The organism is Rhizobium sp. 10N414, assembly GCF_056394785.1.
In genome coordinates this window covers 73,513-86,504 of sequence record NZ_JBFTIN010000004.1, presented here as the reverse complement: position 1 = coordinate 86,504, position 12,992 = coordinate 73,513, and the positions used below count along the sequence as shown (strand labels likewise).

General features: G+C 59.4%; 11 protein-coding genes. 8 read left to right on the top strand and 3 right to left on the bottom strand.

Features of this window, described 5'->3' with window-relative positions; all coding sequences use genetic code 11:
- The first annotated feature begins 502 nt into the window (after window positions 1-502).
- The 6 genes from AC1DE4_RS06545 (at window position 503) to AC1DE4_RS06520 (ending at window position 6,699) form a co-directional block, all read left to right on the top strand.
- Window positions 503-1,582 carry a Gfo/Idh/MocA family protein gene (locus tag AC1DE4_RS06545; RefSeq protein ID WP_477880588.1) on the top strand — a complete coding sequence of 360 codons (1,080 nt, stop codon included), beginning with the start codon at window positions 503-505 and terminating at the stop codon, window positions 1,580-1,582.
- Window positions 1,583-1,593: 11 nt separating this feature from the next.
- Window positions 1,594-2,496 carry a sugar phosphate isomerase/epimerase family protein gene (locus AC1DE4_RS06540; protein WP_025658231.1) on the top strand — a complete coding sequence of 301 codons (903 nt, stop codon included), beginning with the start codon at window positions 1,594-1,596 and terminating at the stop codon, window positions 2,494-2,496.
- A 65-nt stretch (window positions 2,497-2,561) separates the two neighbouring features.
- A complete protein-coding gene (locus AC1DE4_RS06535) occupies window positions 2,562-3,794 on the top strand; it encodes an ABC transporter substrate-binding protein (RefSeq protein WP_477880586.1) in 1,233 nt (410 codons plus the stop codon).
- A gap of 111 nt (window positions 3,795-3,905) precedes the next feature.
- Entirely contained in the window at window positions 3,906-4,808 is a 903-nt protein-coding gene (locus AC1DE4_RS06530; RefSeq protein ID WP_018856679.1) for a carbohydrate ABC transporter permease, read from the top strand.
- On the top strand, window positions 4,805-5,632 hold the full coding sequence (locus AC1DE4_RS06525; RefSeq protein ID WP_018856678.1) for a carbohydrate ABC transporter permease: 828 nt from the start codon (window positions 4,805-4,807) through the stop codon (window positions 5,630-5,632). Before AC1DE4_RS06530 ends, AC1DE4_RS06525 begins: the two co-directional genes overlap by 4 nt.
- Window positions 5,629-6,699 carry an ABC transporter ATP-binding protein gene (locus AC1DE4_RS06520; protein WP_192240006.1) on the top strand — a complete coding sequence of 357 codons (1,071 nt, stop codon included), beginning with the start codon at window positions 5,629-5,631 and terminating at the stop codon, window positions 6,697-6,699. Before AC1DE4_RS06525 ends, AC1DE4_RS06520 begins: the two co-directional genes overlap by 4 nt.
- A gap of 39 nt (window positions 6,700-6,738) precedes the next feature.
- On the opposite strand, the gene AC1DE4_RS06515 is transcribed toward AC1DE4_RS06520, so the two are convergent.
- The gene (locus tag AC1DE4_RS06515) at window positions 6,739-7,770 is read right to left on the bottom strand and encodes an aldo/keto reductase (protein WP_018856676.1); all 1,032 of its coding nucleotides are present in this window, start codon (window positions 7,768-7,770) and stop codon (window positions 6,739-6,741) included.
- A gap of 306 nt (window positions 7,771-8,076) precedes the next feature.
- Between AC1DE4_RS06515 and AC1DE4_RS06510 the strand changes: the two genes are divergently transcribed.
- Window positions 8,077-8,325 carry a BrnT family toxin gene (locus tag AC1DE4_RS06510; protein WP_477880583.1) on the top strand — a complete coding sequence of 83 codons (249 nt, stop codon included), beginning with the start codon at window positions 8,077-8,079 and terminating at the stop codon, window positions 8,323-8,325.
- Window positions 8,322-8,636 carry a BrnA antitoxin family protein gene (locus AC1DE4_RS06505; RefSeq protein ID WP_477880581.1) on the top strand — a complete coding sequence of 105 codons (315 nt, stop codon included), beginning with the start codon at window positions 8,322-8,324 and terminating at the stop codon, window positions 8,634-8,636. Before AC1DE4_RS06510 ends, AC1DE4_RS06505 begins: the two co-directional genes overlap by 4 nt.
- A 317-nt stretch (window positions 8,637-8,953) precedes the next feature.
- On the opposite strand, the gene AC1DE4_RS06500 is transcribed toward AC1DE4_RS06505, so the two are convergent.
- Both AC1DE4_RS06500 and AC1DE4_RS06495 read right to left on the bottom strand, forming a co-directional pair.
- Window positions 8,954-10,855: an ABC transporter ATP-binding protein gene (locus AC1DE4_RS06500; RefSeq protein WP_018856673.1), complete on the bottom strand. Its 1,902-nt coding sequence runs from the start codon at window positions 10,853-10,855 to the stop codon at window positions 8,954-8,956.
- A gap of 11 nt (window positions 10,856-10,866) precedes the next feature.
- Window positions 10,867-12,675, bottom strand: a complete 1,809-nt coding sequence (locus tag AC1DE4_RS06495) for an ABC transporter ATP-binding protein (protein WP_477880773.1) — start codon at window positions 12,673-12,675, stop codon at window positions 10,867-10,869.
- Window positions 12,676-12,992: the final 317 nt, after the last annotated feature.

Genomic DNA, 12,992 nt, shown 5'->3' with positions numbered 1-12,992 from the left:
ATTTGTTGCGCATCGGAAGAGTCCCAACGTAGTGACTCTCACGGGAAAGGACATTGAGGCGTGGAAGTGCGCCATGCTGCAGAAGGGTGATATTTCCAACAATAGCGCCAAGCAACGTATTCAGAACCTTAAGGACAGTCGTTGAGTGGGCGCGAGAGCAGAGCCTTGGGGAATTGTTTCCGAGAGCCAACCCTCCCGCCTTAGTGACGCTGCCCGCGTACCGCTCCGTCAACAGCGCAGATCGAACTTATACAATGGACGAATCCAACGCCGTGCTTAAGGCGGGCTCTCTGTCGCTCGCATCGGGAACGGGCGGGCCGGACACGCGCAGGTCCTAAGCCATTTACCGCGGGGAAATCAGTCAGATATTTTCCGTGCTGCGGTGCAGCACGTATTAATCTAAAGCCCTTGGTTTGCAGGTGTTTTCCGCAGCATTTCGCACTGTTTGAACCACTATTGACACCAAGAAACGTTTCCGCTTAGTATCGTAAACGTTTACGGGATGCGTTTCGGGAGGAAAACCGGAAACGATCCACCGGAGGAAATCGTGATTTTGAATGCCGTTCTATGCGGGTGCGGAGCCATGTCCAAAGGCTGGTTGCGCGCCATCAAGGAAACCCCGGCTCTCGCAGCCGCGATCGAGGTCAAGGGCCTCGTCGATGTCAATCCGGCAGCCGCTGAAGYACTTGCCGCCGAGTTCGGTCTTGAGGGCGCTGTCATCGGCAGCGATCTTGCCGACGTCATCGCCAGGACCAAGGCCGACATCGTATTCGACGTCGTCATACCGACAGCCCGTTTCAATGTCGTCTCGACGGCGCTGAAGGGAGGTTGCCATGTTCTCAGCGAAAAGCCGATGGCGACCTCGCTTGCGGAAGGAGCCGCGCTGATCGATCTCGCCGCCGAGACCGGCAAGATCCACGCCATCATCCAGAACCGCCGCTTCATCTCCGGTGTCCGCCGCATGCGCCGCTTCGTCGAGAGCGGGGCGATCGGTGACCTGACCGCCATCCATTGCGACTTCTTCCTCGGCCCGCATTTCGGCGGTTTTCGCGAGGAGATGGACAATGTGCTTCTGCTCGACATGGCAATCCATACCTTCGACGCAGCACGCTATGTCGCTGACAAGAAGCCGCTTGCCGTCTATTGCGTCGAACGCAATCCGACCGGATCCTGGTACAAGCACGGCGCATCCGCCAATGCCACCTTTGAATTTTCCGACGACGTCGTCTTCACCTATCGCGGCTCCTGGTGCGCTGAAGGTGAGCGCACGAGCTGGGAAAGCGAATGGCGTCTCGTCGGCTCGAAGGGCATGCTGACCTGGGATGGCGGCGAGGTATTCAATGCAGCTGTCGCCGGCAAGGATCCCGGCCTCCTGCACGGCTTTACGCCCGTAAACGTTCCCGAGCCCGCGCACGAAGAAGAAACGCACGGCCATGCCAGCGTCATTGCAAGCTTCGTCGAGGCGATCAAGACAGGCAAGCGGCCCGAAACCGCAAGCTCCGACAATATCAGAAGCCTCGCCATGGTCTTCGGCGCGATCGAAAGCGCCAAGACCGGCAAGCGCATCGAAATTTCAGCATAAGGAAAGCGATTGTGAGCAACCCCGCCAAGTCCATTCGTATCGGCACCATGGTCAGCGCCTCCAAGGGCGGCGCCGACAAGCGCATCGGCCAGATTGCCGACATGGGCTTTGAAAGCTTCGAACCCTTCTTCTGGCAGACGACCAACGGCCAGGATCTGGCCGAACTCGGCAAACGCTCACGCGACGCCATCGGTGACCGTGACATCACGATCTCGACGCTCGGCATGTTCGGCAATCCGCTGGAAACGACCGACATCGACCTGCAGACGCTGCAGGGCTGGAAGGATTGCATCGACAATGCTCACCATTTCGGCGCAACCTGCGTTGCCGGCTTTACCGGTCGAATCCGCAACAAGCCGCTGACCGACAGCCTGCCGCGCTATAAGGAAATCTGGAGCGAGCTTTCAAAGCGCGCCGCCGACAAGGGCGTCAAGATCGCGTTCGAAAACTGCGCCATGGACGGCAACTGGGCGACCGGCGACTGGAACATCGCGCACAACCCGGATGCCTGGGAACTGATCTTCAACGAAACGCCGGATGATCATATCGGCCTTGAGTGGGAGCCCTGCCATCAGATGGTCTATCTGATCGAGCCGCTGCCGCAGATCCGCAAGTGGGCCAAGAAGATCTTCCACGTGCACGGCAAGGACGCGACGATCCGCTGGGACGTCATCAAGGAACATGGCATTTTCGGCAAGGAGAAGTTCGTCTTCATGCGTACGCCGGGCTTCGGCGACAGCAACTGGACGGACATCATCTCCGAATTGCGGCTTGCCGGCTGGTCCGGTTCGATCGATATCGAAGGCTGGCACGACCCGGTTTATCGCGACGCGCTGGAAATGACCGGTCAGGTTTATGCGCTCAACCATCTCAAGCATGCCCGGGGCGCCGATTTCGTCGTCGATCCGGTTTGATGACATCGCGGCCGGCGAGGAGGAATCGCCGGCTTCCGACAGGATAACCACAAAGGAGGAGAACTATGGGTATCCGCAAGTTTGCAATGATCGGCGCCTTGGCGCTCGCAGGCGTTTCTCTCTTCGGCCTGGCCGCCAAGGCCGAAGACGTCACCTTGACCCTCTGGTCGCTGGACAAGGACATCCAGCCGGCGCCGAACCTCGTCAAGGAATTCAACGCCCAGAACAATGGCATCAAGATCGAATATCGTCTGATCCAGTTCGATGATGTCGTCACCGAGGCCATGCGCGCCTATGCCACCGGCCAGGCCCCTGACATCATCGCCGTCGACAACCCCGAGCACGCGATGTTCTCTTCGCGCGGGGCCTTCCTCGACATTACCGACATGATCAAGGGATCGTCGGTCATCAAGCCGGAAAACTACTTCCCTGGTCCGCTGAAGTCGGTCGAATGGGACGGCAAGTACTACGGCGTGCCGAAGGCGACCAACACGATCGCGCTCTACTACAACAAGGACATGTTCAAGGCGAAGGGCCTCGACCCGAACAAGCCGCCGCAGACCTGGGACGAGCTTGTCGAGGATGCCCGCAAGCTGACCGACCCCGCAAAGAACATCTATGGTCTCGCCTTCTCGGCCAAGGCAAACGAGGAAGGCACCTTCCAGTTCCTTCCCTGGGCCCAGATGGCGGGCGGCGGTTATCAGAACATCAATGCCGAGGGCGCGGTCAAGGCGCTTGAAACCTGGAAGACGATCATGGACGAGAAGCTTGCTTCTCCGGACACCTTGACGCGCGGCCAGTGGGATTCGACCGGCACCTTCAACTCCGGCAATGCCGCGATGGCGATCTCCGGTCCTTGGGAACTCGACCGAATGACCAAGGAGGCGAAGTTCGACTGGGGCGTTGCCCTGCTTCCGGTTCCGAAGGAAGGCGCTGAGCGTTCCTCGGCAATGGGCGACTTCAACTGGGCTATTTTCTCCAGCACGAAGCATCCGGCCGAAGCCTTCAAGGCACTGGAGTTCTTTGCCTCGAAGGACGACAAGATGTTCAAGAACTACGGCCAGCTTCCGGCCCGTTCCGACATCACCATCCCGGAAACCGGCGAGAAACTCAAGGATGAGGCGCTGAAGGTCTTCATCGAACAGCTGAAGTACGCCAAGCCTCGCGGCCCGAATCCGCAATGGCCGAAGATCTCCAAGGCGATCCAGGACGCGATCCAGGCTGCCCTGACCGGCCAGATGAGCCCGAAGGACGCGCTCGATCAGGCTGCCGACAAGATCAAGGCCGTGCTCGGTTAATCCACTCTGCATAACCGGATGGCTTTCGGGCCATCCCTACCATTTCCTCCCGGCAGGGGCTGTCTTGCAGCGCAAGCTTCAGGCAGCCCCGTTCGGAGTATTGGAGGATCGATGAAACGGATTCTTTCAAGCGTCAGGGACGGCCGCGGCTTCGATATCACGCTGGTCGCCTTTCCGCTGGCCTTCCTGTTCCTGATGGCGGGACTGCCGCTCATCTACAATGTGGTGATGAGCTTCCAGGAGGTTGACATGTTCAGCCTCGGAACCTTCTCGCGCCCCTTCGTCGGCTTCAAGAACTATACCGATCTCTTTGCCCAGCCGGAAACCTGGCCGATCCTCGGCAATACGGTGATCTTCGTCGTCGGCTCGATCGCAGGTCAGTTTCTGATCGGATTTGGCCTGGCGCTGTTCTTCTGGGTCAATTTCCCCGGCGCCTCGTGGCTGCGCGGCCTGTTTCTCGTTTCCTGGGTCATGCCCGGCCTTGTCGTCGGAGCGATCTGGAACTGGATTCTCTCGGGCGATTTCGGCGTCCTCAACTTCATCCTGAAGGAGAGCGGCATCATTAGTAGCAACATCTTCTGGCGCTCCGATCCGCATTTTTCGCTCTATGCGGTCATCATCGCCAATGTCTGGCTGGGGACTGCCTTCAACATGATCCTGCTGTCGGTCGGCCTGTCCGGCATCCCCGGTGACCTCTATGAAGCCGCCGAACTCGACGGTGCCAATGCCTGGCAACGCTTCTGGACGATCACACTGCCGATGATGCGTTCCACGATCGGCGCCATCATCGCACTTGGGCTGATCTTCACGCTGCAGCAGTTCGATCTCTTTGCCGCCATCACCTCGGGAGGCCCGAACAACTCGTCCAACGTCACGCAGTACTGGGCCTGGGACCTGTCCTTCCGCCAGTATGATTTCGCCAAGGGCGCGACCATCTCCGTCATCATGATCATCTTCGTCATGTTCGCCTCGGTCGTCTATGTCCGCTCCACACGTCATGAGGTGCGCGGATGAGCGATACGACACGCAACCGCCTTATGCTCGTGATCGCCATCCTCATGGCGGCGATCTATCTGTTCCCGCTCTACTGGATGTACATCACGGCCCTCAAGGGCGGGTCCGAGATGTTCGCAACGCCCCCGAGCTTCTGGCCGGGCGACCCGCAATGGGGAACCTTCGGCTATGTCTGGGAAAGCCGCGGCATGGGCCGGTATCTCTGGAACTCGCTGGTCATCGCCGTCGGCGCCGTTACCCTGATCACCGTTCTTGGCGTCGGCTGCGCCTATGTTCTGGCGCGCTACCGCAACGTCTGGGTCGATATCGGTCTGTTCATGATCCTGATGCTACAGGTCCTGCCGGCATCGTTGATGGTGACCCCGATCTTCGTCGGCTTCTCGCAACTGGGCATGCTCGACTATCCGCGCCTTGCCGTCATCATCGCGATCGCCGCCAAGAGCATGCCCTTCTTCGTCGTCCTGGTGCGCGCCACCTTCATGGCGGTGCCGATGGAACTCGAGGAGGCCGCGCTCGTCGATGGCAACAGCCGCGTCGGTGCTTTCTTCAGTATCGTGCTGCCGCTTGCCCGCAATGGCATCCTCGTCAGCGCCATCCTCATCTTCATGCAGGCATTCGGTGAGTTCGTCTACTCGAAGTCGATGATCCAGGCTGCCGAGCTTCAGCCGGCGAGTGTCGGTCTCAACTCCTTCATGGGACCGAACACCAACGAGTGGAACAACATCATGGCCTACGCCACGATGTATGTGACGCCGATCCTCGCCATCTTCGTTCTCTTGCAGCGCCGCATCGTATCCGGCCTCACCTCTGGAGCCCTTAAATGACCAATCAGATCGAGCTCAGCGGCGTCAACAAGCACTACGGCGCGTTCCATGCCCTGAAGAACATCAACCTGTCGATCGCAAAGGGCACCTTTGTTGCACTCGTCGGTCCGTCCGGCTGTGGCAAGTCCACACTGCTTCGTTCCCTCGCAGGCCTTGAGAGTATCTCTGAGGGTGAGTTGAAGATCGCCGGCGAGTTGATGAACAACGTGCCGCCGCGCAAGCGCGATGTCGCCATGGTCTTCCAGTCCTACGCGCTCTATCCGCACATGACCGTCGAGGAGAACCTGACCTACAGCCTGCGCATTCGCGGCGTCGCCAAGGCGCAAGCCAAAAAGGCGGCGGAGGAAGTCGCTGCTACAACTGGCTTGTCGCATCTGTTGAAGCGTTACCCGCGCGAGCTTTCCGGCGGCCAGCGCCAGCGCGTTGCAATGAGCCGCGCCATCATCCGCCATCCGAAAGCATTCCTGTTCGATGAGCCCCTCTCCAACCTCGATGCCGCACTGCGTGTTCACATGCGCAAGGAAATCCGGGCGCTGCACGACCGTCTGCATGCCACCTCGGTCTATGTCACCCACGACCAGATCGAGGCCATGACAATGGCCGACCATGTGGTCGTCATGCGCGAGGGCGTGATCGAGCAGCAAGGCAAGCCTCTCGATCTCTACGACAAGCCCGCCAACAAGTTCGTTGCAGGTTTCATCGGTTCACCGGCCATGAACTTCATCCCGGCGGTAGCAGGCGAAGACGGCAGGAGCCTGACCATCGATCTCGGCAGCGTGAAGCACAAGATCGCGATCGACCATCAGATCCAGCCGGGCCGCAAGGTGACTGCCGGCATTCGTCCCGAGCATATCGGCGTAACCGCACCCGGGCAGGGCACCTTCGATGTGCCTGTCGCGGTGGTGGAATCCACCGGCTCATCCACCTTCGTCACGGCGGCGACGACCCCCGAGCTGACGATCGTCGAGACGGGCCGCGGTACAGCACGCGCAGGCGAAACGGTCGGCGTGACCGTCGATCCATCGCAACTGCACCTCTTCGACGACGCGAGCGGCGTGCGCCTCTGAAGAACAAGGCGGCCGGAAAATTCCGGCCGCACACCAATCCTACCGCCCGCCTTCGATCTTGCGATGGCGCTGGTTTGTGCCGCCAGCCCCATAGGGATAGTCGGCCACATGCGGCTGGCTGACATCGCTAAGCTTCGTCATTTCTTCTTCTGAAAGCAGAAGCTTTGCAGCAGCGAGATTGTCTGCGAGCTGCTCGCTCGTCCGCGCTCCGAGAATGACGGATGTTACCACCGGTCGCGCCGCAGTCCAGGCAAGGGCGACCTGTGCCATGCTGACACCACGGGCCTTGGCGATCGCCTCTACCGTCTCGATGATCGCCCATGTCCTCTCCTGCGCATTCCGCTGGGCGTAAGATTCCATGCCGCGGCTCGGGTTTTCCCCGAGGCGGGTAGCACCGGTCGGCATCTGGTCGCGCCGGTACTTGCCCGTCAGCCAGCCGCCGCCGAGCGGCGACCACGGCAGTAGACCCATGCCGGCATCCTGGCATGCCGCGACGATTTCCAGTTCGATGTCGCGCACCAGCAGATTATACTGTGGTTGCAGCGTTACCGGACGAGTGTAGCCGCGTGCCTTGGCGATTTCGGTTGCCTTTGCGATCTGCCATCCGACATAGTTGGAGAAGCCGTAGTAGCCGATCTTTCCGGCAGAGACTGCGTCGTCGAGGAAGCGCAGCGTCTCCTCGATCGGGGTCAGTGCGTCCCATGCATGCATCTGATAGAGATCGATATGTTCGACGCCGAGGCGCAAAAGAGAGGCGTCGAGCGCCTGGTTCAGGTGGCGGCGCGAAAGGCCGATGTCGTTCGGACCTGACCCCATCGGAAACCGTCCCTTGGTCGCGATCACGGCTTGCTTTGCCTCGCTCGGGCGCGCCTTCAGCCAGCTTCCGATGATCTCTTCCGACTTGCCGGCACTGTAGACGTCGGCTGTGTCGATGAAGTTTCCGCCCCAGGCGAAGTAATCGTCGAGCAGTTTGTGCGAGGCAGTTTCGTCGGCCTCTGCGCCGAACGTCATGGTGCCAAGGCAGTAGGCGGTTACAATTGCTCCACTGTGGCCAAGCTTGCGGTAATCCATGGAAGATCCTCCTCTTCGAATAGTGACGTTGCTTGGAAGGCTTGATTTTAAGTCGCTGAACCGTTCGCCGTCGTCTCCTCAAGCACTGCAGGGGAGCACAGAAAGGGGCCTAATTAAACCGGCTATTGGTATCAACGGCTCACCTCGAGCTGTCCCGAGAACAAACTGGAATTGCCCCAACCGATTAAGTGACTGAATTCGTTTTCTGCGCATTTTCTTCTGTCGATCTCTTTTTTGTATGTACAATAATCTTGCCTTGCGGGATCAAATATCGTACATACATATTGTTAAAAGCCGGACTGATCGATGCGTTTCGAATGGGATGAAAGCAAGCGGGTAGCTAACCTGCATAAGCACGGCCTGGATTTTGCCGATGTCATTTTCTTCGACTGGGAAAGCGCGCTTGTCACCCCAACCTACAGCAATAGGTTCAAAGCAATCGGCTATTTCGAGGATGGCACCGCCGTCATCATCTATGGGCTACTTGGATCGGAGGCAGTTTCGATCATCAGCTTTCGTCCGGCCAGTGCGCGAGAAAGGGAGGCGTTCCAATGAAATATCCGGCGAAGAAGGAATTTCAACCCGGCAACGGCTATACCAAGCAAGACTGGGACGCCGTCGACAGCCCCGAATTGACAAATGAGGAAATTGCCGCGTTGCGCCCGGCCCGGCAGGTGTTGCCGTCGTCGTTTTTCGAGGAGGTTGCTAAGGCCCGGAAAGCGAGAGGCAGGCCGCCGATGGCGCGGACCAAGAAATCCGTTACTATTCGGCTGGATGCAGACCTCGTCGAGCATTACAAGGCGAGGGGTGACCGCTGGCAAACGCAGATCAATAGCGACCTACGCAAGCTGTCGGGGTTGAAGTAGGCGACGCTGTCTGAGACAGCTTATTTGCCAGCGCCCCCACCGCACGCGATATTCTCCTCGCGATGCAAGGCCTTAAAGCGCTGCTGCCGCTCCCGGCCTGCGATCCTGAGGAGGCTCGGCAATGCGACTTGTCCAGACGAATGTCACCCGCAGGATTCGGATCCCAGCCCCGATGAGAGCTCGACCATCGATGCCTTAATGGGGCGGCAGAAGGCTCTATAGGACGCCGCCCCTGTCGCCCGGCTATCGGAAAATGACTGAGTTTCCTTTGGTTTAGCTATATCAAAACCATAAGATAACGCATTGTCTCTAGGAGTTTACGTCGCGTTGGGGCCTTCTAGCTGGCTCCCAACAAGCACGGCATCCGGAATATCGTCAAAGGACGCATAGTTCAGGTTATAGAGCCGCGAGTAGAGCTTGCGGTTTTTCATTAGCTGCTGGTGGTTACCGCTTTCGATCAGCTCGCCATTCTGCAGGACGATGATGCGGTCCGCCTCTCTGATCGTGGCGAGGCGGTGTGCGATGACCAGCCCTGTTCGGTTTTCGAGCAGCTTGACGAGCGCCTTCTGGATCAGCATCTCGGTATAGCTGTCGATATTGGCAGTTGCCTCGTCCAGTACCAGGATCTTGGCATCGGCGACCAGAGCACGGGCAAAGCTCAAAAGCTGGCGCTGGCCGAGCGAGAGATTGCCGCCGCGCTCGCCGAGCATGCTGTCATAGCCCTGCGGCAGGCGCATGATGAAGTCATGAGCCCCGACCGCTTTGGCCGCCTCGATGACCTGTTCGCGTGTCGCTTCCACCTTGTGATAGCGAATGTTGTCGAACACCGTGCCCGTAAACAGGAACGGCTCCTGGAGAACCATGGCGATCTGGTTGCCGAGCGAATCCTGCGTCAGGTCGCGCACATCATGCCCACCGACCAGGACTTGTCCCTGTTGAACATCATAGAAGCGATGGATCAGCGACATGCAGCTCGACTTGCCGGAACCGGTTGGCCCGACAAGGGCCACGGTTTCGCCTGGGTTCACCTTGAAGCTCACATGCTTCAGGACCGGGTGCTTTGGATGATAGCCGAAAACCACGTCGCGGAACTCGACGGAGCCATCCATGTCGGCGGAAAGCTCCTTTGCGTCAGGCGCGTCCCTGATCTCGACTGGAACATCAAGAACCTCGGTCAGTCGTTGTCCGGAGGCCATGGCACGCTGCATGACCGAATATTGCAGCGTCAGCGAGCGAATGGGGTCGAAAAAGCGCTGGATGTAAAACAGGAAAGCGACGAGCACGCCGACATCGAGCGCCTGATTGAGAACGCGTGCACCGCCAACGACAATGACAAGCGCCATGGCAACGCCGGTCAGGGAATCCACGATCGGCACCATCACCTGGGCGTAGCGCGCTGCTGTGAGGTGCGTCTTCAGGTTTGCCCTGGCCTTGTCGTCATAGAGCGTGAAATTGACGCCCTGGCGATCCATGCTCTGGACGGCGCGCACGCCGTGGATGGCCTCGGCCAGCGCCCCTGCGGCAACGGAATTGGTCTCATGTGCTGCCATGAAGGACTTGCGCGCCAGCGGCAGCCAGAAGAGGCGAACGACAAACAGGATCGGCAGGACCGAGAGCGTCAGAAGACCGAGCTTGAAGTCGAGATAGAGCATGACGAAGACGATGCCGAACAGAAGCGTGATATCGCCGACAGACAGGACCGACGTTTCCAGGAACTCCTGCATCGAATTGACGTCGCCCTGCAGGCGCGACATGAGACGGCCGACCTCGGTCTTGTCCATGAAGGAGAGCGAAACCCGCTGGAGATGCGAAAACATCGCCTTGCGGATGTCGAAGAGCACCTCTTCCGCGACGTTTCCCACCAGCGTCTCTTGCCAGTAACTGGCGCAGTAGTTGATGAGGATCGCGGCGAGAAAGGCGATCATCGCGAAGGTCAGCGCCTGATGACTTCCACCCGGCTGCATGCCGTGATCGATGGCGTAGCGGATGATCAGCGGGATCAGCAGCTGCATGGCCGTGAACGTCAGGACGGCAGCGACTGATAGCAGAACCTGCCTGCGGTATGGGTGCACGAACGCCCAGATGCGCTTGATGATGTTGCCATCGAAGGCCTTGCCGAACATCTCCTCTTCAATGCGATGCGAGCCAACGACGGCGCGCGGCGGTCGGCGCCCATCCTCGCGAACATCGGAGCGTTCGGTTTCCAGTTCCTCGGCCATTTCATTCCTCCCTAGGCGCTAAGCGCCTCATCGCCAGGCCGTACCTGCAGATCATAGAGCGCCTTGTAGCGCCCGCCCGCGGCCAGCAACTCCTCGTGCGTGCCGCGTTCGACGATTTGCCCGTTCTCGACGAACAGGATCTGGTCGGCATGCATCAGCGAGCTCAGGCGATGCGCAACAATGATGGTCACGCGATCAGCCGCGTACTTGCGCATCGCGGAGCGAATGCGCTGTTCGGTGGCCGCATCAATTGCCGCCGTTGAATCATCGAAGACCATGACGGCGGGTTTCAACATCAGGGCACGGGCGATCGACAGGCGCTGGCGCTGTCCTCCCGAGAGCGACACACCGCGTTCTCCAACGACCGTGCCGTAGCCGGTCGGCAGGCCGAGCACGTAGTTGTGCAGCTGGGCACTTTCACTCGCGCGCTCGATGCGGCTTTCCTTTGCCCAGGGGTCGCCATAGGCGATGTTGTTTTCAATCGAGGTTGTGAACAGGAAGGAGTCCTGCTGGACAACGGCGATCGCACGACGAAGCGACTGCAACGTCGCCTTGCGGATATCCTGTCCATCAATGGTGATCTTGCCCCTGGTGACGTCGTAGAAGCGCGGGATCAGATGGGCAAGCGTCGACTTACCGCTGCCGGGTGGCCCGACGATGCCGATCGTCTCGCCGCGCTTTGCCTCGAAGGAGACGTTGCTCAGGACCTCGTGCATCGGTGAGCTCGGATAGGCGAAGCTTACATTCTCGAAGCGCAGCGTCCCATCGGTCAGCGCCAGATCCCTGGCGTCAGGGGCATCCCGCACGGCAATTTCGAGGTCGAGCAGGTTGAACAGCCGGGTGCCGCAGGTGGAGGCGCGGGCGAAAGCATTGACCATCAGGCCGAGCTGGCGGACAGGCATCTGCAGGATCGTCATGAAGGTCAGGAACGAAGTAAGCGTACCGACCGTCATCTCGCCAGCCATCACCTTGCCACCGCCAACCCAGAGGACGAGGCCCATGGCAGCGAAGAAGGAGAAGGTCATGGCGCTGGTATTGATGACACGGATGCCGACGCGTTGGTGGGCGAGCGCCAAGGCGTTCTTGGAAGCGCCCTCGAACTTCATCATCTCGTGCGCCTGGGCGGCAAAGGCCCTGACCACGCGGATGCCGCCGAGATTTTCCTCCATGATCCGGGTCAGCACCGACAGCCGCTCCTGCAGATCGAGCCAGGTCGCGCGCAACCGCAACTGCGTGACCGAGGAACGCCAGGCAACGAAGGGTACGAAGCTCAAGGCAAGCAAGCCGAGGACGACATCGGTGGAAAGCAGCATGTAGGCGCCGATACCGATCAGCATGGTCAAGAGCACCATGCGCACCAGCGCCGTCGAGAAATACATGCGCACGCCTTCAAGGTCGAGCAGACCGACGGTGATCAGATCGCCAGAGTGGACGCTGTCATGAAAACTGAAGGAAAGGCGCTGAATTTTCTCGTAGCAGGCAAGACGCAGCTCGTAGCCCATGTGGTGGCCGACGCTCTCGCTGTAGTAGTTCTGGATCATCGTGAAGATGCCACGCAGAACGCTGGCGCCGAGCAGCATCAGCGCCGTGGTCAGCAGCGCATCCTGTGCGATCTGTCCCGCCTGGCCGCCTTCCATCGCAACCTGCGTGTGGTCGACCGCCCGACCGAGCAGACGCGGGATCATCAGCTGGAAGGTCGAGGCGACAAGGGTTGCGCCGATGGCGAAACCGGATTGCCAGGGATGGCGGAACGCCATGACGGTGATGCGGACGAGCGTAAAGAGGCCCTTGCCCCAGCCTGCCGCAGTCGCCTTCGCCATCGAAGCGGATGGCTTCGTCGTGCGTGTTAAAGCATTGCTGCTCACGGTCATATTCCAAAACAGAGGTGTGGTCGGACGTTGGTCCGGAAAGACGTCGAATCCATGAAGGGATTGATTAGCACCCTTACTTTTGCCGATTCCTTTCGGCCCTTCAAGTCAAGAATTCACCAACTGGTTATTTTATCGTGAGTGCAACAAAGACAAGGAAGCACCATTTTGACCACCCATAGCGTCTCGAAATGTCAAAACGGTTTCAGACACTTATCCGCTCCAGACGCTGGCCCTCGGAACAAAGGCTTGCCTAAATCATATTTTGG